General features: G+C 67.9%; 16 protein-coding genes and 1 riboswitch. Of the genes, 7 read left to right on the forward strand and 9 right to left on the reverse strand.

Annotated elements, in window-relative coordinates; all coding sequences use genetic code 11:
- Positions 1–26: 26 nt before the first annotated feature.
- Positions 27–569, forward strand: coding sequence for a TadE/TadG family type IV pilus assembly protein (locus ACK4MH_RS13795; RefSeq protein WP_409719349.1), 543 nt, complete (start codon positions 27–29; stop codon positions 567–569).
- Positions 566–1,117, forward strand: a complete 552-nt coding sequence (locus tag ACK4MH_RS13800; protein WP_409719351.1) for a TadE/TadG family type IV pilus assembly protein — start codon at positions 566–568, stop codon at positions 1,115–1,117. The genes ACK4MH_RS13795 and ACK4MH_RS13800 overlap by 4 nt, the downstream gene beginning before the upstream one ends.
- A gap of 2 nt (positions 1,118–1,119) precedes the next feature.
- Here the strand turns inward: ACK4MH_RS13800 and ACK4MH_RS13805 are convergent, their stop codons facing one another.
- The 7 genes from ACK4MH_RS13805 to ACK4MH_RS13835 form a co-directional block, all read right to left on the reverse strand.
- The gene (locus ACK4MH_RS13805) at positions 1,120–2,427 is read right to left on the reverse strand and encodes an anthranilate synthase component I family protein (RefSeq protein ID WP_409719353.1); all 1,308 of its coding nucleotides are present in this window, start codon (positions 2,425–2,427) and stop codon (positions 1,120–1,122) included.
- Complete coding sequence (locus tag ACK4MH_RS13810) at positions 2,424–3,203, reverse strand: tyrosine-protein phosphatase (RefSeq protein WP_409719355.1); 780 nt, start codon at positions 3,201–3,203, stop codon at positions 2,424–2,426. Before ACK4MH_RS13810 ends, ACK4MH_RS13805 begins: the two co-directional genes overlap by 4 nt.
- 21 nt (positions 3,204–3,224) lie before the next feature.
- Positions 3,225–3,527, reverse strand: coding sequence for a winged helix-turn-helix domain-containing protein (locus ACK4MH_RS13815; RefSeq protein WP_135193933.1), 303 nt, complete (start codon positions 3,525–3,527; stop codon positions 3,225–3,227).
- 2 nt (positions 3,528–3,529) lie between these two features.
- Positions 3,530–4,153, reverse strand: coding sequence for a hypothetical protein (locus tag ACK4MH_RS13820; RefSeq protein WP_409719357.1), 624 nt, complete (start codon positions 4,151–4,153; stop codon positions 3,530–3,532).
- A gap of 138 nt (positions 4,154–4,291) precedes the next feature.
- Complete coding sequence (locus ACK4MH_RS13825; protein WP_087121113.1) at positions 4,292–4,474, reverse strand: DUF1328 domain-containing protein; 183 nt, start codon at positions 4,472–4,474, stop codon at positions 4,292–4,294.
- 106 nt (positions 4,475–4,580) lie between these two features.
- Positions 4,581–4,991 carry a hypothetical protein gene (locus tag ACK4MH_RS13830; protein ID WP_409719360.1) on the reverse strand — a complete coding sequence of 137 codons (411 nt, stop codon included), beginning with the start codon at positions 4,989–4,991 and terminating at the stop codon, positions 4,581–4,583.
- Entirely contained in the window at positions 4,991–5,335 is a 345-nt protein-coding gene (locus tag ACK4MH_RS13835; RefSeq protein ID WP_135193936.1) for a YqjD family protein, read from the reverse strand. The genes ACK4MH_RS13830 and ACK4MH_RS13835 overlap by 1 nt, the downstream gene beginning before the upstream one ends.
- A 137-nt stretch (positions 5,336–5,472) precedes the next feature.
- Between ACK4MH_RS13835 and ACK4MH_RS13840 the strand changes: the two genes are divergently transcribed.
- The 3 genes from ACK4MH_RS13840 to ACK4MH_RS13850 all read left to right on the forward strand — a co-directional run bounded on the left by ACK4MH_RS13840 (position 5,473) and on the right by ACK4MH_RS13850 (position 7,788).
- Positions 5,473–6,141 (forward strand): fumarylacetoacetate hydrolase family protein, encoded by a 669-nt coding sequence (locus ACK4MH_RS13840; protein WP_409719362.1) that lies wholly within the window; start codon positions 5,473–5,475, stop codon positions 6,139–6,141.
- Positions 6,138–6,773, forward strand: coding sequence for a maleylacetoacetate isomerase (gene maiA, locus ACK4MH_RS13845; protein ID WP_409719364.1), 636 nt, complete (start codon positions 6,138–6,140; stop codon positions 6,771–6,773). Before ACK4MH_RS13840 ends, maiA begins: the two co-directional genes overlap by 4 nt.
- 94 nt (positions 6,774–6,867) lie before the next feature.
- A complete protein-coding gene (locus tag ACK4MH_RS13850; protein ID WP_409719366.1) occupies positions 6,868–7,788 on the forward strand; it encodes an aldo/keto reductase in 921 nt (306 codons plus the stop codon).
- Here ACK4MH_RS13850 and ACK4MH_RS13855 read toward each other — a convergent pair.
- Complete coding sequence (locus ACK4MH_RS13855; RefSeq protein ID WP_409719368.1) at positions 7,772–9,598, reverse strand: TonB-dependent receptor plug domain-containing protein; 1,827 nt, start codon at positions 9,596–9,598, stop codon at positions 7,772–7,774. The two genes, ACK4MH_RS13850 and ACK4MH_RS13855, sit on opposite strands and share 17 nt — an antisense overlap.
- Before the next feature lie 146 nt (positions 9,599–9,744).
- A riboswitch (cobalamin riboswitch) is annotated at positions 9,745–9,955 on the reverse strand.
- Between the two features lie 50 nt (positions 9,956–10,005).
- Here ACK4MH_RS13855 and mutS point away from each other — a divergent pair.
- A complete protein-coding gene (gene mutS, locus ACK4MH_RS13860; protein WP_409719370.1) occupies positions 10,006–12,687 on the forward strand; it encodes a DNA mismatch repair protein MutS in 2,682 nt (893 codons plus the stop codon).
- Positions 12,688–12,783: 96 nt separating this feature from the next.
- On the forward strand, positions 12,784–14,601 hold the full coding sequence (locus ACK4MH_RS13865) for a methyl-accepting chemotaxis protein (RefSeq protein WP_409719372.1): 1,818 nt from the start codon (positions 12,784–12,786) through the stop codon (positions 14,599–14,601).
- A gap of 91 nt (positions 14,602–14,692) precedes the next feature.
- On the opposite strand, the gene lpdA is transcribed toward ACK4MH_RS13865, so the two are convergent.
- The gene (gene lpdA / locus ACK4MH_RS13870) at positions 14,693–16,093 is read right to left on the reverse strand and encodes a dihydrolipoyl dehydrogenase (protein WP_409719374.1); all 1,401 of its coding nucleotides are present in this window, start codon (positions 16,091–16,093) and stop codon (positions 14,693–14,695) included.
- Positions 16,094–16,212: the final 119 nt, after the last annotated feature.

Below are 16,212 nucleotides of genomic sequence, written 5' to 3' on the forward strand. Positions count from 1 at the left end.
GAGGCATGACCTTTCGGGGATCATTTATGCGCCGCCTGCGACGCAGGCGCGGACGCGAGGGCGCTGCGGCCGTCGAGTTCGCCCTGATCGCCATCCCCTTCTTCGCGATGATCTTCTCGATTCTGGAGCTGGGTCTGATTTTCGTTCTGGATTCAGTTCTTGAAACGGCGACGATGGAGAGCGGACGCCTGATCCGCACAGGTCAGGCTCAGGCCCAGGGTTTCGACAAGGCGCGCTTCAAGACCGAGCTTTGCAACAGGATGGGTTTGTTCGCGAGCGACTGCACCGACCGGGCGACGATCGATGTGCAGGTCATTCCCCAATTCGCCGTACGGAACCTCGGCAATCCGATCATAAACGGAACCGCCAATCCCAATCTGACCGCCTATAATGGCGGCGGCCCGAACAGTCTGGTTCTGGTGCGGGTCTGGTATGCGCATCCCCTGATCACGCCGTTCCTGACGCAGTCCGTCTCCCGAATGGGAAACGGCAAGGTATTTCTCACGACCGCCACCGCATTCCGCAACGAAGCATTTCCATCCCCATCTCCGCCAGGACCTTCGTCATGATTGGACGTCTGAGGACATGGGCGCGCGATACACGCGGCGTTGCGGCGATCGAATTCGCTTTCATCGTCCCGATTCTGATCCTGCTCTATTTCGGCATGGTCGAATTCTGTCAGGGCTACATGGCCCTGAAGCGCACCGGCCATACTGCATCGATGGTGGCGGATATCGTGTCGCGGACGAACGCCATAACCAAGCAGCAGGCCGAAGACGTGCTCGACATCGGCGATCTGATCATAGGGCCATTCCCCACGACCAACCTCAGACAGCGCGTCGCCAGCGTCACCCGCGTGAACGCCACGACCTACCAGGTCGATTGGAGCGTTGGGATCGGTGAGGGCATGACGACCAAAATGACCGTCGCCGACGCCAAGATTCCGGCGGATCTGCTGGCTGTCGGCGAGACGACCATCGTCGCCGAAGCCAATTACGAATATAAGTCGCCATTCAGCAACATGTTGCCCAAAGCCGTCAGAGTAGCCACAACGTTTGAGCGCATAGCCTACCTGCGCCCGCGCTCGGTAAATTTCATCCCCTGCGCGGACTGCTGAAGTCAGAACCCCACCAAGGCCTGGCGCATCGCCGAAATCTTCGCGTCGGTCTCGGCCTCCTCGGCTGACGGGTCGCTGTCGGCGACGATGCCCGCGCCGGCCAGGGTGCGGAAACGCCAGACGCCCTCCGACCGCTCGAAACCCGCCGTTCGGATCAGGACCGACGCGGTCAACGTCCCGCCCTCCTCGATCAGGAACAGCGATCCGCACCAGGGACCGCGCGGCGGTTCGTGGGCCGCGATGACCTTCATGGCCTGATGCTTGGGCGCGCCGGTGATCGAGCCCGGCGGGAAGGTCGCCTCCAGCAGGTCGGCGGGGCCGATGCCGGGGTCGGCCTGAGACGTCACCGTCGAGACCAGGTGATGCACGGTCGGATGGTTCTCGACCTCGAACAGGGTCTCGACGCGAACTGACCCCGGCTGCGACACGCGCGCCAGATCGTTGCGCATCAGATCGACGATCATCAGGTTTTCGGCCCGATCCTTGGCGCTGGCTTTCAGCTCGTTCGCCAAGGCCGCGTCCAAGACCGGATCGGCGGCGCGGGGGCGGGTGCCCTTGATCGGTCGCGCCTCGATGCGGCGGCTGGCGGCGTCGAAGGCGAGGAACAGCTCGGGCGAGTTGGACACCAGCGCCCGCTCCCCGATCCGCCAATAGGCCCCGAACGGCGAGGCGCGATCCTGCTGAAGTCGCAGAAAGACGTCGAACGGATCGGCGTCCGGCTTCAACGCCCCCGACCAGGCCTGCGCGATATTGGCCTGGAACAGTTCGCCCGCCGCGATCCGCTCCACCACGTCCGACACGGCGGCGCGATAGGCGCCCGGCGGCGCTTCGGCCTCGAAGGTCTCGGCCGGCGCCGACGGTGGCGCGACGACGGCGGCCTTCACCAACCAGCCGAGGGCGACCTCTGCCGCCACATCCGCCCGCTCCGCCGTCGCCCCTCGCCCCACCGCGCGAACGCTGCGCTGATGATGGTCGAAGGTCAGCATGGCCGGGTAGCGGGCCAGCATCAGGTCGGGCCATGTCGCTTCTCGCCGCCCCGTCGCCGGCCGCGCGCCCGCGTCATACGCGGCCAGGCCGACGACGCCCGCACCAAACGCCGGGTCTCTCAGCGCCTGGAACGGCGCGGCGTCATCGGCTGGACCGACCTGAACACGGTCCGGCGCCGTAGCGACGTGGGACCAGCGCCCGCCCGGTCCGCCGTCCGACACCAGAGCCAGCACGCCATCTCCGCCGCCAAGTCCCGCCGCGACCGCGACCGGCTCGACCCACGGCGCATCGCGTATGACGACATGGTTCAGAACCGCGTTCACGCCGACAGTCGCTCCACGATCCGGTCGCGCCGCGCCGTATCGACGCCCAGGGCGTCGCGCAGATAGGCGTCCACCGACCCATGCCGCGCCTCGACCTCGGCCAGGGCGGCCTCCAGATAGGCGGCCTCGACACCCAGGAAGGCGACGATGGCGTCGTCCGAGGCGATCCGGCCGGTCACCTTGTGCAGCTGTTTGGCGATGCCGGGCGCGCGACCCGCCAGATCGACGGCGACATTGGTCAGCAGATAGTCCTCGACCATGTCGTCGCGCGACACGCCCAGCAGATGATGCGTCAGGGCGGCGAGAAACCCCGTCCGGTCCTTGCCCGCCGCACAGTGGATCACCACCGCCCGATCTTGATCCGCCAGCGCCTGGAAATAGCGGCCGAACACATCCAGATGCGACGCGTCGAACGGCAGGGTCCGATAGGTCTTGGCCATGAAGCGACGACCCGACTCGGGCGTCAGGTCGGCGGTCTTCAGGAAGGTGATATGCGGCGCCTCGGCCCCGTCGTCCACGCCGCCTTCGATCACCAGTCCGGAGAATCCCTCCGGCCGGCGCGACGGCTGGTCGCGACGTTCGCCGGGCCGGCGCAGATCGACCACGGCCCCGATGTCCAGCCGCCGCAGCCGCTCCAGATCCGCATCGCTGGCCCGCGCATGGTGGGCGGAGCGCAGCAGACGGCCGGGCTGCACGCGCCGCCCGGCCGTCGTGGCGTAGTCGCCATAGTCGCGGAAGTTGTCGATGGCCTCGAAGGCGTGAAGACGGGTGGTCATGAACCCGCTTCTAGCTTGATTTCACCGCTCTGGCAGCAGGCCCGCCATCGCGTCGAGATAGGCGACGAAGGCGTCGCGTCCCTGGTCGGTCAGGCTGGCCTCGGTCAGGGGCTTTCGGCCCTTGAAACTCTTGGTCACCGCGACGAAACCGGCCTCTTCGAGCTTGCGCAGATGGACCGACAGATTGCCGTCCGTGGTCTGCAACCGGGCCTTCAGACTGGTGAAGTCCGCCGTCCCCGCACCCGACAGATAGGCCATGATCCCAAGCCGGATGCGCCCGTGGATCACGTCGTCGATCCGGCTGATGTCGAAATCATCGGCCATGCTCAGACGATCTCCGACGGTTCCTGACGCATCAGGATGATCCCGGGAACAAGGGCGACGGCCATCAGAACGACCGTGAACACCAGATAGATCATCGGACTGTCAATGAACCAGGCCACGGCGACCGCGCCGACATAGGCCGCCAGCGCCGTCACCGACATCCAGCGCGTCTTCGTCATCGCCGCCGCGATCATCCAGGCCGACCCATAGGCCACCAAGACCGTCGTCGGCATCACCGCCATCCATGACCAGTTGTCGGTCTTGAACGACAAGGCCACCAGCGCCAGCCAGGTGACGAAGATGCCGTAGCCAACGCCCGACCAGGCCGCTCCGACCGCCTTGTTGCCGGCCGAATTGATGCCCGGCTTGCCCTTCATACGCCCGATCAGCATCGTCAGCGCGACCGCGAAGACAGCGCCAGCGCCGATCCAGAGCCAAAGCTGCGCCCAAGGACTGACGTCCAGGACCCCGGCCTGGATCGCCCATTGGCCCAGGTTGGCGGTTCCGAACACGATGGCGGCGGTGACCAGCATCGGTCCCGCCAGCAGCGGCGCGTGGCGCCCCTCGTGCGCGAGGCTGCGCATATAGGCGATGTCGTCCTGAATGGCCTGGGTCTCGCGGGTCATGGGTCTCTCCTCCTCAAATCCGATGAGAAAGCATCGCCCACAAACTTTGTATTGTAAAGTTCTTTCTCAGGATCCGTTTCGCGCACAGAAAAAGGGGCGGAAGCGAAGTCCCGCCCCTCAATCTGATTGTCTCGCCCGTTAGAGTCGGGGCGTGCCGCCGCGTCCGCGAAGTCCGCCGGCCACAAGGGCGATGACGAACAGGATGATGGCGACGACAGCGACGAATTTGGCGATCTCGAACGAGAAGTTCGCGATGCCGCCGAAGCCGAGAACGGCCGCGACCAAGGCCACGACCAGGAAGATAATTGCCCAACGCATCATGGGTTTGGCTCTCCTGAGTTGATGTTGCCGTCGGCGACCCGAGAGCCGTTCGTCGGTCCGATACATCAACGTCGTCGCGGCTTGGCCGTTCCGTCTTTCGGGCGCCTTATCGACGACGGCGACGCGAATAGCCGCCCTGGTCCATCTTGCGCTCGGCGACCATGCTGGCGACGATCGCCGCCAGGGCCGGATTGCGCAGCAGCAGGAAGGCCGCGCCCAGACCGCCGACGGCGCCCACGATCGGGCGCTCGCGCACAATATGGATCACCTTGGCCAACAGACCTTCCGGTTCGTCCTCTTCATCGTTCTCGTCGTGCTTGTCGCCCTTCAGGAAGACGACGGTCACGATCAGGGCGACCAGGGCGAACAGGCCGAAGGTCACGGCCGCCGCACCCAGCGGGGTCAACGTCAGGCTGAGCGCGTAGAAAATGGACACGCCAAGAAAGACGACGGCCAGAAACACGCTGGCGGCGACGACGGCCGTCGCCACCAGCTTTTTGACGATGCCCTTGAACATCAGCGGCGGCGGCCAGCCAGCAGCAGGCCCAGGATGACGCCGACGCCCAGAGCCACGGCCGTGGACTGAAGCGGACGCTCCTGCACGCGCTCGACGACATAGCGTTGCGCCTCGTCGAAGCGTTCGGCGGCGTCGTCGTAATATTCGCGGCCCTTCACGCGGGCCTCGTCATAATAGCCCCGTGCCTGGTCGCGCACTTCGTCGCTCTTGGCGCGCAACTTTGCCTCGGCCTCGGCCGCCTTCTCGCGCAGGCGCTGGGTTTCCTCACGGGCGCCGGTCTTCAGATCCTCCTTGAGGGTCTTCAGGTCGGCCTTGATGTCTTCTCGGGCCTTGGTGGTGGCCATGATGCGCGCTCCGTTGAAAGCTTGGCGGTAGAATAGAGAACCCCGTGTTGCAACGCCACATGTTCGACGAGGTTCCAACAGATGGGTGCCCGCCTGCGCCCTCGCCATGGGCTTTTCGCCGCACTAGAACACTGGCCATGACCCAATGGCTGTTCGCACCCCGCCCCGTCCCGTCGCTGCCGATCTTCGGATCGGACCAACGGTTTCCCGTCCGCCGCATCCTGTGCGTGGGCCAGAACTACGCCGCCCATGCGCGCGAGATGGGCTCGGACCCCGACAAGCAGACGCCCTTCTTCTTCACCAAGCCTGGCGACGCCGTGGTGTCGGACGGGGCGAACCCCGCCTATCCGTCGGCGACGGCCAATCTGCATTACGAGGCCGAACTGGTCGCGGCCATCGGGCCGGATGCGGACGGCGGCGTCACCATCGTCGGCTGGGCCGTCGGTTGCGACCTGACGCGCCGCGATCTCCAGGCCGAGGCCAAAAAGGCGGGACGTCCCTGGGACGCCGCCAAGGGGTTCGACCAGTCTGCGCCGTGCGGCCCCATCACCCTGGGCGCCCTGCCCCATCCCGCCGGCGCCATCGGCCTGAGTGTCAACGGCGAGGTCAAACAGGCGGGGGCGCTGGACGACATGATCCTGAACCCCGACCGCATCGTCGAGGCGGCGCAAGCCCTGTGGTCGCTTCAGCCCGGCGACCTGATCTTCACCGGCACCCCGTCCGGCGTCGGCCCGGTCAGCCCCGGCGACCGCGTGGTCGTCACCGTCGAGGGTCTGGAGACGCTCAGCTTCGAGATTCAGCCATGATCCTGCACGGCTATTGGCGTTCGGGCGCCAGCTACAGGGTCCGCATCGCCCTGAACCTGAAAGGGCTGGGCTACGACCTCGCCGCCCACGACCTGCGCAAGGGCGAGCAGAAGACGGCCGACTATCTGGCGCTGAACCCTCAAGGCATGGTGCCCGCCCTTCAGGACGGCGACCTGATCGTCACCCAGAGCCCGGCCATCCTGGAATGGCTGGAGGAAACCCACCCCGAGCCTGCCCTGTTGCCGACAGGCGCCAACGATCGCGCCGCCGTGCGCGCCATGGCCGCCCTGATCGGCTGCGACATTCATCCGCTGAACAACCTGCGGGTGCTGAAAGCGTTAAGGTCGAATTTCGAGGCCGATCAGGCGACCGTCGACGCCTGGGCCGCTGGGTGGATCGTGCCCGGCTTCGATGCGCTGGAGGCTCTGGTCGCCCGCCACGGCGGAGCCTGGTGTTTCGGCGACGCGCCGACGCTGGCGGATTGCTATTTGATTCCGCAGCTTTATTCGGCGCGGCGGTTCAACATGGACCTGTCGCCCTGGTCCCGCCTTCTGGCCATCGAGGCGACCGCCCAGGCCCACCCCGCCTTCGCCTCGGCCCACCCGGATCGCCAGCCAGACGCGGACGCCTGATTTTCGCCGGATTGCGCATATCAGCGGTGGATAAGTAGGGTTCGCTTAAGGTCTCGCTCAGCGTCCCTTAAGCATTGGGCGTCATTGTGCGGGCGTGTCGTATTCCCCCGCCACACCTTCGGCGTCGTCGCCCATCCATCGCCTGGCTCTCGCCGTGGTGACAGAGCCCGAGCGCGCGCCCGGCGCCTTCATGAGCGCGCCGTCGGGCGCCCGTGAAGAGGCCATGCGTTTCCTGCTTCAGACGGGGGCGGACGCCGGCGTCAAACTGATCGCCACCCGGCCAGAGGGCGACGGCGAGCGCCTGCTGGGTCAGGCCTGGCCCTTCCCCTCGCCCTTCCAGGTCACGGTGCGGACCGTGCCGTTGAGCGAAGGCCTGGACCGGGTCGAGGCGCGCGCGCGTCGCTCGCTGGAGCGGATGGGCCTGCCGCGTGGCGACGTTCTGCTGATCTCCAACGCGGCGGATCTGGCCGGCGCCGAGGGTCGCGCCCTGTGGGATCGCGCCCGCAGCCTCAAGGATCGCGGCCTTTATCGCCGCATCGGTTTCTGCGCCACATTGGAAGACGGTCCCGCCCTGCTGGCGCGCCGTCTGGAAGCCGATGTGGTCCAGGTGCCGTGCAGCCTGCTGGACCAGCGCGCGGCCCAGGACGGCGTACTGGAGGCCATCGCCGATACGGGCGCATCCGTCCATCTGTCTTCGGTCTTCGCCGGCGGCCTGCTGTTCGCGGGCGGCGACGATCTTCCGGCCGAACTGGCCAGCCACGCCCAGGCCCTGTCGCGCACGCGCAGACGCCTGGCGGAACAACGCTGCGACCCGATGCAGGCGGCCCTGGGTTACGCCCTGGCGCTCAAAGGGGTGGACAAGGTCGTGGCCAGCGTCGCCTCCGCCGCCGAACTGCGCGCCATTTTAGCCGCCGCCCACGCCCCCTGCCCCAATCTGGACTGGGCGTCCCTGGCGCTGGAAGCGCCGGCGGCCTTCACCGCCGGCGCCCGCGCCCGGATCAGTAGCGCAGCCTGATCCCGACATAGCCGGACCGTCCCGGCTCTCCGTAACCGAACACCTGCTGATAGTGTTCGTCGCTCAGGTTCTCGATCCGCGCCGTCAATGTGACCTGGTCGGTCAGCTGATAGGCCGCGTTCAGGTTCGCGGTGACGAAGCCGTCGCGCGCCACGGTCGAGAAGCCGCCGCTATCATCCTGGTCACCCTCGGCCCGCACCGTCAGCGCGCCCGAGACCCGGTCGCCCGTCCAGCCCAGCGTCGCCGAACCGGCGTGCTCCGGCACGCGCAGCAGGCGAGCGCCCGTCGAGCGGTCCTCGGCGTCTGTCCAGGCGTAGGCCAGCGTCAGGTCGAAACCAGCGCCCAGCAGCGCACGGCCTTCCAACTCGAACCCGTCCGACCGGGTCTTGGCCACATTGATGTAGCGGCCGGCCGTATAGGTGATCTGGTCCTCGACGTTCAGGCGATACAGGGTCGCGCGGCCATCGAACCGGCCGTCGGCAGAAGCCCAGCCCAGGGCGATCTCGACGCTGTCGGCCGTTTCCGGCTTCAGTTCGGGCCAAGGCAGCGGTGCAAAGCAGAAGTCGCACACCGCCTGGCTGACGGTCGGGGCTTTAAAGCCCGTGCCGTATGCGCCCGACAGGATGAAACCGCCGGCCAGATCATAGGCCGCCGAGATGCGGCCCGTCGTCTTGGAGCCGAAGTCGTCAGTGTCGTCATAACGCAGGCCGCCGGTCAGGTTCAGCGCCCCGACGTCATACTGGGCCACGCCGAACACCGAGGTGATCGACAGGTCGCGCGACAGGCCCGACGACAGGGCCGCCGACGCCTCGTTGCGTTCGACGCCGAACGCATAGTCGATGTCCTGCGTCGCGCCGTTGGCCTGCCAGCGATAGGCCTGACGGTCGCCGGTGAAGGTCGAGCCGAAGCCGCCGCTGACCGAGGAGCGGTCGATGTCCGACGCCGAGACGCTGAACTGATGGTTCAGGCCGAACGCCTGGGCGGTCACCCGGCCAAAGCCCGACCACTGCTCGCTTTCCTGCGTGTCGTCGGTGTCGGCCAGCGCATAGTTCGGCGCCGGGAATCCGTCCAGGTCGGCCTTCGACTTGTTCCAGCGCACCGAGCCGTCGATCTTGACCAGGTTCGAGAAAGCGTAGCGGCCCTTGGCGCCCAGGGTCGTGCTGCGGAAGCCGTCGGCCTCGGGATTGCCGTCCGCCTCGTCGGCGGCGGAGATGCCGTCGGTGTCGAAGCGCGAAACATAGGCGCTGACGGCGTAGGTCTCGTTGGCGACGCCGGCCGATACGCGGCCGCGCACCGTGTCGAAACTGCCGGCCTCGGCCTCGGCGCGCACGCCGTCGATCTCCTTGGTCGTGAAGGAAATCACGCCGCCGATGGCGTCGGAGCCCCAGAGCGACGACTGCGGGCCGCTGAGCACTTCGATGCGCTCGATGTCGGCCAGCTCGAAGCTGGAGAAGTCATAGGCGCCGTTAGGCTCGGCCGCGTCGTTGATGGGCGCGCCGTCGACCAGAACCAGGGTCTTGCCCGGCGTCGCGCCGCGCATGCGGACCTGGGCTACGCCGCCGAAAGCGCCCGTGCGCGTCACCGAAAGACCCGGCACGTCGGCCAGGATGTCGGCGGCGAAGATTGCACCGCGTTGTTCGATGGTCTTGGCGTCGATGACGCGAGCGCCGGGCGTGTCCGCGACGATGGCCGGGATGCGGGTGGCGGTGATGACGACGTCGTCCAGCTGGGTCGCATCATCAGCGGCGAAGGCAGGCGCGGCGAAGGCGGCGGCTATCGCAGCCGTCGAGAGAAGAATGGAACGCTTCATTGAGCGAGATCCCCGTTTCGGTCCCGCGAATGCGCGCGAGAGACCGTCATGAGCGAGCCGACCCGCCAGACCGCGGGGGTCTGGACGGCGCAAGGTCGGGTCGCTGCGACGGTTAAGTCCCCGCGCCTCTGTCTGGTCCCGGACAGCAGCGAGCGACACAGGCGGCCAGGTTTCCTGGCTTGCGGGTCAAAAACCGCCGTCCTCGCCTTCCCAGTTTCCCAGTGGCGCCGAAGTCGTCAGACCCCGGACGGACGACGCTCTCGCCGCCTACAGTTGCGGGCACAGCCACGGTGTCTCACCGTGTTCCCTAAACCGCCTGGCGCGGCCTATCGCAGGGGCGACAAGCCTGTGCAAGGGCCGTTCAACGGCCTTGAGCCGCCGAGCGCGATCCGTCACCCTGTCGCCACATGAACGCGCCCGTCTCTCACCCGCCCGAAATCGCCGCTTCGCTGGAGGGCGCGACGCCGTTCATGGCGCAATATCTGACGGCCAAGGCGGGTCAGCCGGACGCCATCCTGTTCTTCCGCATGGGCGATTTCTACGAGCTGTTCTTCAAGGACGCCGAGGTCGCGGCGGCGGCGCTCGGCATCACCCTAACCAAGCGGGGCAAGCATCAGGGCGAGGACATCCCGATGGCGGGCGTGCCGGTCCATGCGATGGAGGGCTACCTCGCCCGGCTGATCCGCATGGGCCACAAGGTCGCCATCTGCGAACAACTGGAAGACCCCGCCGAGGCCAAGAAGCGCGGCGGCAAATCCGTGGTCCATCGCGGCGTGGTGCGGGTCGTGACGCCCGGCACCCTGACCGAAGACAGTCTGCTGGACGCGCGCGGCGCCAATCGCCTGGCGGCGGTCGCGGTGCGCAAGGGGCGGGCGGCGGTCGCCGTGGTCGAACTGTCGTCCGGCGCCGTCGATTCCGTCGCCTGTTCTATCGAGGACCTGGGCGCGGCGCTGGCCGCCTTCCGACCGTCCGAGGTTCTGGTCACCGACCGGATGTATTCGGACGAGGCCACGCGCGATGCGCTGGACGGTTCGGGCGGCGTGGTCCAGGCGCTGGCCAGCGCCATCGCCGAACCCCAGGCGGCGCGCGTGCGGGTCGAGCGGCTGTACGGCGTCTCCGCCCTCGACGGTTTCGGCGCCTTCGAGGAGGCCGAGGTCTCGGCGTTGGGCCTGATCGCCGCCTATCTGGAGACGACACAGGCCGGCAAGGTTCCCGCCTTGGCCCCGCCGCGCCGTCTGGGCGAGAGCGGCTTCCTCGCCATCGACCCGGCGACCCGAACCAGTCTGGAGATCGACCGCACCCAGCGCGGCGAGCGCGAGGGGTCTTTGCTCGCCTGCATCGACCGCACCGTCACCTCGGGCGGCGCGCGGGCTTTGGCCGAACGGATCGCCCGCCCCCTGCGTGATCCGCTTGCGATCAACGAACAGCTCGACGCCGTCGAATGGCTGCTGGAACGGCGCGATCTGCGGCGCGACCTGCGCGAGGCGTTGAAGGCGTCGTCGGACATCGCCCGCGCCGTGGGGCGGCTGGCCCTGGGACGCGGCGGCCCGCGCGACCTCGCGGCGGTGCGTATCGGCCTGTCGATCGCCGAGGGCGTCGCCGGCCTGTTTGTCGGCCAGGTCGATCCCCTGACCGGCCAGCCGCGTCGCATCGCCTCGGCCCTGGACCGGTTGACCCTGTCGGCGGACGTGTCGCGGCTGAAGGCCGATCTGATCGACGGTCTGGTGGACGAGCCCTCGCACCTGGCGCGCGACGGCGGCTATGTCAGGCCCGACTATCGCCCGGAACTGGACGCCGCCCGCACCCTGCGCGACGACAGCCGCCGGGTGGTCGCCGACCTGGAAGCCCGCGCCGTCGCCGAGTCCGGCGTGCCTTTCAAGGTCAAGCACAACGCCGTCCTGGGCTATTTCCTGGAGACCAACGCCAAGGCCGCCGAGGGCCTGTTGCGCGCCGGTCCCGACAGCCCCTTCATCCATCGCCAGACCCTGGCGAGCCAGGTCCGCTTCACCACCGTCGAACTGTCGGAACTGGACTCCAAGATCAGCCAGGCCGGCCACCGCGCCCTGGCCATAGAGGGCGAGACTTTCGAGGGCTGGCGACGCGAGGCCGCCCGTCTGGCCCAGCCGCTGCAGGCCGTCGCCGAGGCCCTGGCCGAACTGGACGCCCACGCGGCTCTCGCCGAATGGGCCCAGGAGGTCGGCGCGACCCGGCCCGTGGTGGACGACACCCTCAGCTTCTGCGTCGAGGCCGGCCGCCACCCTGTCGTCGAGGCGGCGGTCAAGGCCCAAGGGTCGCCCTACACCCCCAACAACGCCCGTCTGGATGGATCAGGCCAGGACGGATCGCGGCTCGCCATCGTCACCGGCCCCAATATGGCGGGTAAATCGACCTTCCTGCGCCAGAACGCGCTGCTGGTGATCCTGGCCCAGGCCGGCGCCTTCGTGCCCGCCCGCTCGATGCGGCTGGGCGTCGTGGATCGGTTGTTCAGCCGGGTCGGGGCCGGCGACGACCTGGCGCGCGGCCGCTCCACCTTCATGATGGAGATGGTCGAGACCGCCGCCATCCTGACCCAGGCGACGCCGCGCAGCTTCGTCGTGCTGGACGAGATCGGACGCGGCACCGCCACCTACGACGGCCTGGCCATCGCCTGGGCCACGGCCGAGGCCCTGCACGAGACCAACCGCGCCCGCACCCTGTTCGCCACCCATTATCACGAGCTGGCCCAGCTGGAGACGCGGCTGGACCACGTCTGCAACCTGTCCATGGTCGCGCGCGAATGGAACGGCGAGCTGGTCTTCCTGCACGAGGCGGCGCCCGGCGCGGCCGACCGGTCCTATGGCGTCCAGGTCGCCAAACTGGCCGGCGTGCCCGCCGCCGTCGTCGCCCGCGCCCGCTCGGTTCTGAACCGGCTGGAGGGCGAAAAGGCCGCCGCCGCCCGCCTGGACGACCTGCCCCTGTTCGCCGTCGCCGAACCGGAACCGATGCGCGGTCCTTCGCCGCTGGAAAAGGCCATGCAGGACGTCGATCCCGACGCCCTCAGCCCCCGCGAAGCGCTGGAAGCCTTGTACCGTCTGAAGGGTCTGGCCTGAGCCGACTACGCAAGATCCCTTACAAATTGAGAATTTTAACCTCATTCGGCCAGACTTGAGCTTCGCCCTCCAAGGCCGCTCCAACCGAACGAGACCATGAAGCTCAGCGCACTTTCCCTGTCGGCCAAGACGGCCCTGATGGTCATCGCCGCCCTCGGCGCCCTGACCCTGGCCGTGATGGCGCTCGCCGCCGTTCTTCTGACCCGCGACGCCGAGTCTAGAGCGGCCGAGCGTCAGGAAACCAACATGCGGGTCGCCTGGGACGTGCTGGCCGACTATGGCGACGGTTTCACCGCGCGCGACGGCAAGCTCTACGTCGGCTCGACGCCGATGAACGACTTCACCGCCCCCGTGGATCGGGTGAAGACCCTGGTCGGCGGCACGGCCACCGTCTTCCTGGGCGACCTGCGGGTCACCACCAATGTGGTCAAGGACGACGGGTCGCGCGCCGTCGGCACCCGGCTGAAACCTGGCCCGGTCTTCGACGCCGTTCTCAAGGAGGGCAAGCCCTATCGCGGCCAGGCCGACATCCTGGGCAAGCCCTATTTCGTCGCCTACGACCCGATCAAGACCACGGCGGGCCAGACCATCGGCGTGCTGTATGTCGGCATCCCCAAGGCCGACTTCATGGCCTCGGTGAACAATGTGATGATCGCCCTGTTCGCCTGCGGCCTTGTCGTGGCCCTGCTGACGGTGGGCGCCTGCCTGGTCGTGTCGCGCCGGATGTTCTCGCCGCTGAAGGGCCTGTGCGACCGGATGGAGGCCCTGCGCCAGGGCCGCACCGACTTCGACGCTCCCTGGGTCTCGCGCGGCGACGACATCGGCCAGATTTCGCGCGCCGTCATCGCCTTCCGCGACGCCGCCCTGCGTCAGAAGGAAACCGAGACCGAGGCCGAGACCATGCGCGAAGGCGCCCGCGCCGCCCGCCTCGCCGGCGAGGCCGATCGCGAACGCCTGGCCGCCGAAGACGCCGTGGTGGTCGAGGCCCTGGGCGACGGCCTGGCGGCCCTGGCGCGCGGCGACCTCACCTACCGGATCACCACCAGCTTCGCCGAGCGCAGCAAGAAGCTGAAGGACGATTACAACGCCGCCGCCGACACCCTGACGGCGACGATGGGCGACATCATCGAACTGGTCGGGGCGATGCGCTCCGGCACGGCCGAGGTCACCACCGCCACCAATGACCTGTCGCGCCGCACCGAGCAGCAGGCCGCCGCCCTGGAAGAGACCGCCGCGGCCCTGGATCAGATCACCGTCACGGTGAAGAAGACCGCCGAAGGCGCCCAGTCCGCCGCAGGCATCACCGCCAAGGCCCGCGGCGGGGCCGAGGAGCGCGAGCGGATCATCGCCGACACCACCGCCGCCATGGGTCAGATCGAGAGCACCTCGGGCCGCATCGGCGAGATCATCGGCGTCATCGACGAGATCGCCTTCCAGACCAATCTGCTGGCCCTGAACGCCGGGGTCGAGGCCGCCCGTGCGGGCGAGGCCGGTCGCGGTTTCGCCGTCGTCGCCTCAGAGGTTCGCGCCCTAGCCCAGCGTTCGGCCGACGCCGCGCGCGAGATCAAGGGGCTGATCGCCGCCTCCAGCGCCAGCGTCGGCGAAGGCGCCCGACTGGTGTCCCAGACGGGCGGCGCCCTGACCGCCCTGATCAGCCAGGTCGCGGACATCAACCTGCTGGCCGCCGAGATCGCCGCCTCCGCTCGCGAACAGGCCGTGGGCCTGGCCGAGGTCAACGTCGCCGTGAACCAGATGGACCAGACCACTCAACAAAATGCTGCGATGGTCGAACAGACCACCGCCGCCAACCAGGCCCTCAGCCACGAGGCCGAGCAGTTGGCCGAGCTGGTGTCGCGCTTCCGCATCGAAGCGGCCCACCAATCCCACAGTCGCGAGAACGCCTGGGCCGCCTGACGCCCCTCTGAACAGCAGAAGGCCCGGCCGACGACCGTCGACCGGGCCTTTTTCTTGTCCTGGAGCCTGCGCCTTTCGATGCGGCGCCGGATCAGGCCTGCATCATCCAGCCTTCTACATCCATGGCCGCCTGGCGGACGGCTTCTGAACGGGTCGGGTGGGCGTGGCAGGTGCGGGCGATGTCTTCCGACGCGCCGCCAAAGCTCATGGTGATGGCGGCCTCGTGGATCATCTCGCCGGCCTGGGGGCCCATGATGTGGACGCCCAGGACCTTGTCGGTGGCGGCGTCGGCCAAGATCTTGGCGAAGCCGTCGGTCTCGTGGTTGATCTTGGCGCGGCTGTTGGCGGTGAAGGGGAATTTGCCCTTCTTGTAGGCGACGCCGGCGGCCTTCAGCTGATCCTCGGTCTGGCCGACCCAGGCCACTTCGGGGAAGGTGTAGACGACGCTCGGGACCAGGGCGTAGTCGACGTGGGCGTATTTGCCGGCGATGGTGTCGATCACGGCGACGGCGTCTTCTTCCGCCTTGTGCGCCAGCATCGGGCCGTGGGTCACGTCGCCGATCACCCAGACGCCATCAGCCACCTTGAAGTGGTCATGGTCGATGAAGCCGCGCTTGTCCGGCGTCACGCCGACGCTCTCCAGGCCCAGGCCTTCGGTGTAGGGACGACGGCCGATGGCGATCAGGACGACGTCGCCCTTGAGGGTTTCGGCGGCGCCGCCCGCCGACGGTTCGACCGTCAGTTCCACGCCGTCCTTGACCGACTTGGCGGCCGTGACCTTGGAGCCCAGTTTGAAGCTCATGCCCTGTTTGGTCAGGGTGCGCTGGAAGGCGGTGGCGACCTCGGTGTCCATGCCGGGCGTGATCCGATCCAGGAACTCGACCACCGTGACCTCGGCGCCCAGACGGCGCCAGACCGAGCCCAGCTCCAGGCCGATGATGCCCGCGCCGACCACGATCAGCTTCTTGGGCACGGCCGGCAGCGACAGGGCGCCGGTGGAATCGACCACCTTGCCGGCTTCGAAGGCGACGCCCGGCAGCGGCGTCGGCTCCGAGCCGGTGGCGATGACGATGTTCTTGGCGTCCAAGGTCTGGACCGAACCGTCGGCGGCGGTCACCTCGACCTTGCCTTTTGCGACGATCTTGCCGCGACCTTTGATCCAGTCGGCCTTGTTCTTCTTGAACAGGAACTCGATCCCCTTGGTCAGGGCGGTGACGCTGTCGTCTTTGGACTTGTGCATCTGGCCCAGGTTCAGCTTGGGTTGGACCTCGATGCCGATCTTGGCGAATTCGCTGTTGGCGGCGTTCCACATCTCCGAGGCGTGCAGCAGGGCCTTGGACGGCATGCAGCCGACGTTCAGGCAGGTGCCGCCCAAGGTGGAACGCATCTCGACGCAGGCGACCTTGAGACCCAGCTGGCCCGCACGGATCGCGGCGTTATAGCCGCCAGGGCCTCCGCCGATGATGACGACGTCGTAGGAAGCTTCGGCCATGGTGTCCTCTGATCGTTCGGTGCGGGGGGAGAGGCCCCGCGAATACAGGCTCTCGGGGCTGTAGGCAGCCGCCCCGTCGGGGTCAACCGCCCCGCCGGCATATGGGGTCGCGATTGCGA

Source organism: Brevundimonas sp. (genome assembly GCF_046295075.1).
Taxonomy (GTDB): Bacteria; Pseudomonadota; Alphaproteobacteria; order Caulobacterales; family Caulobacteraceae; genus Brevundimonas.

Coding starts and splice junctions, on each gene's coding strand:
- ACK4MH_RS13815 (WP_135193933.1), bottom strand. CDS start 3,527: ATGGCCGATGATTTCGACATCAGCCGGATCGACGACGTGATCCACGGG.
- ACK4MH_RS13820 (WP_409719357.1), bottom strand. CDS start 4,153: ATGACCCGCGAGACCCAGGCCATTCAGGACGACATCGCCTATATGCGC.
- ACK4MH_RS13810 (WP_409719355.1), bottom strand. CDS start 3,203: ATGACCACCCGTCTTCACGCCTTCGAGGCCATCGACAACTTCCGCGAC.
- ACK4MH_RS13825 (WP_087121113.1), bottom strand. CDS start 4,474: ATGATGCGTTGGGCAATTATCTTCCTGGTCGTGGCCTTGGTCGCGGCC.
- ACK4MH_RS13855 (WP_409719368.1), bottom strand. CDS start 9,598: ATGAAGCGTTCCATTCTTCTCTCGACGGCTGCGATAGCCGCCGCCTTC.
- mutS (WP_409719370.1), top strand. CDS start 10,006: ATGAACGCGCCCGTCTCTCACCCGCCCGAAATCGCCGCTTCGCTGGAG.
- ACK4MH_RS13795 (WP_409719349.1), top strand. CDS start 27: ATGCGCCGCCTGCGACGCAGGCGCGGACGCGAGGGCGCTGCGGCCGTC.
- maiA (WP_409719364.1), top strand. CDS start 6,138: ATGATCCTGCACGGCTATTGGCGTTCGGGCGCCAGCTACAGGGTCCGC.
- ACK4MH_RS13840 (WP_409719362.1), top strand. CDS start 5,473: ATGACCCAATGGCTGTTCGCACCCCGCCCCGTCCCGTCGCTGCCGATC.
- lpdA (WP_409719374.1), bottom strand. CDS start 16,093: ATGGCCGAAGCTTCCTACGACGTCGTCATCATCGGCGGAGGCCCTGGC.
- ACK4MH_RS13835 (WP_135193936.1), bottom strand. CDS start 5,335: ATGGCCACCACCAAGGCCCGAGAAGACATCAAGGCCGACCTGAAGACC.
- ACK4MH_RS13800 (WP_409719351.1), top strand. CDS start 566: ATGATTGGACGTCTGAGGACATGGGCGCGCGATACACGCGGCGTTGCG.
- ACK4MH_RS13865 (WP_409719372.1), top strand. CDS start 12,784: ATGAAGCTCAGCGCACTTTCCCTGTCGGCCAAGACGGCCCTGATGGTC.
- ACK4MH_RS13830 (WP_409719360.1), bottom strand. CDS start 4,991: ATGTTCAAGGGCATCGTCAAAAAGCTGGTGGCGACGGCCGTCGTCGCC.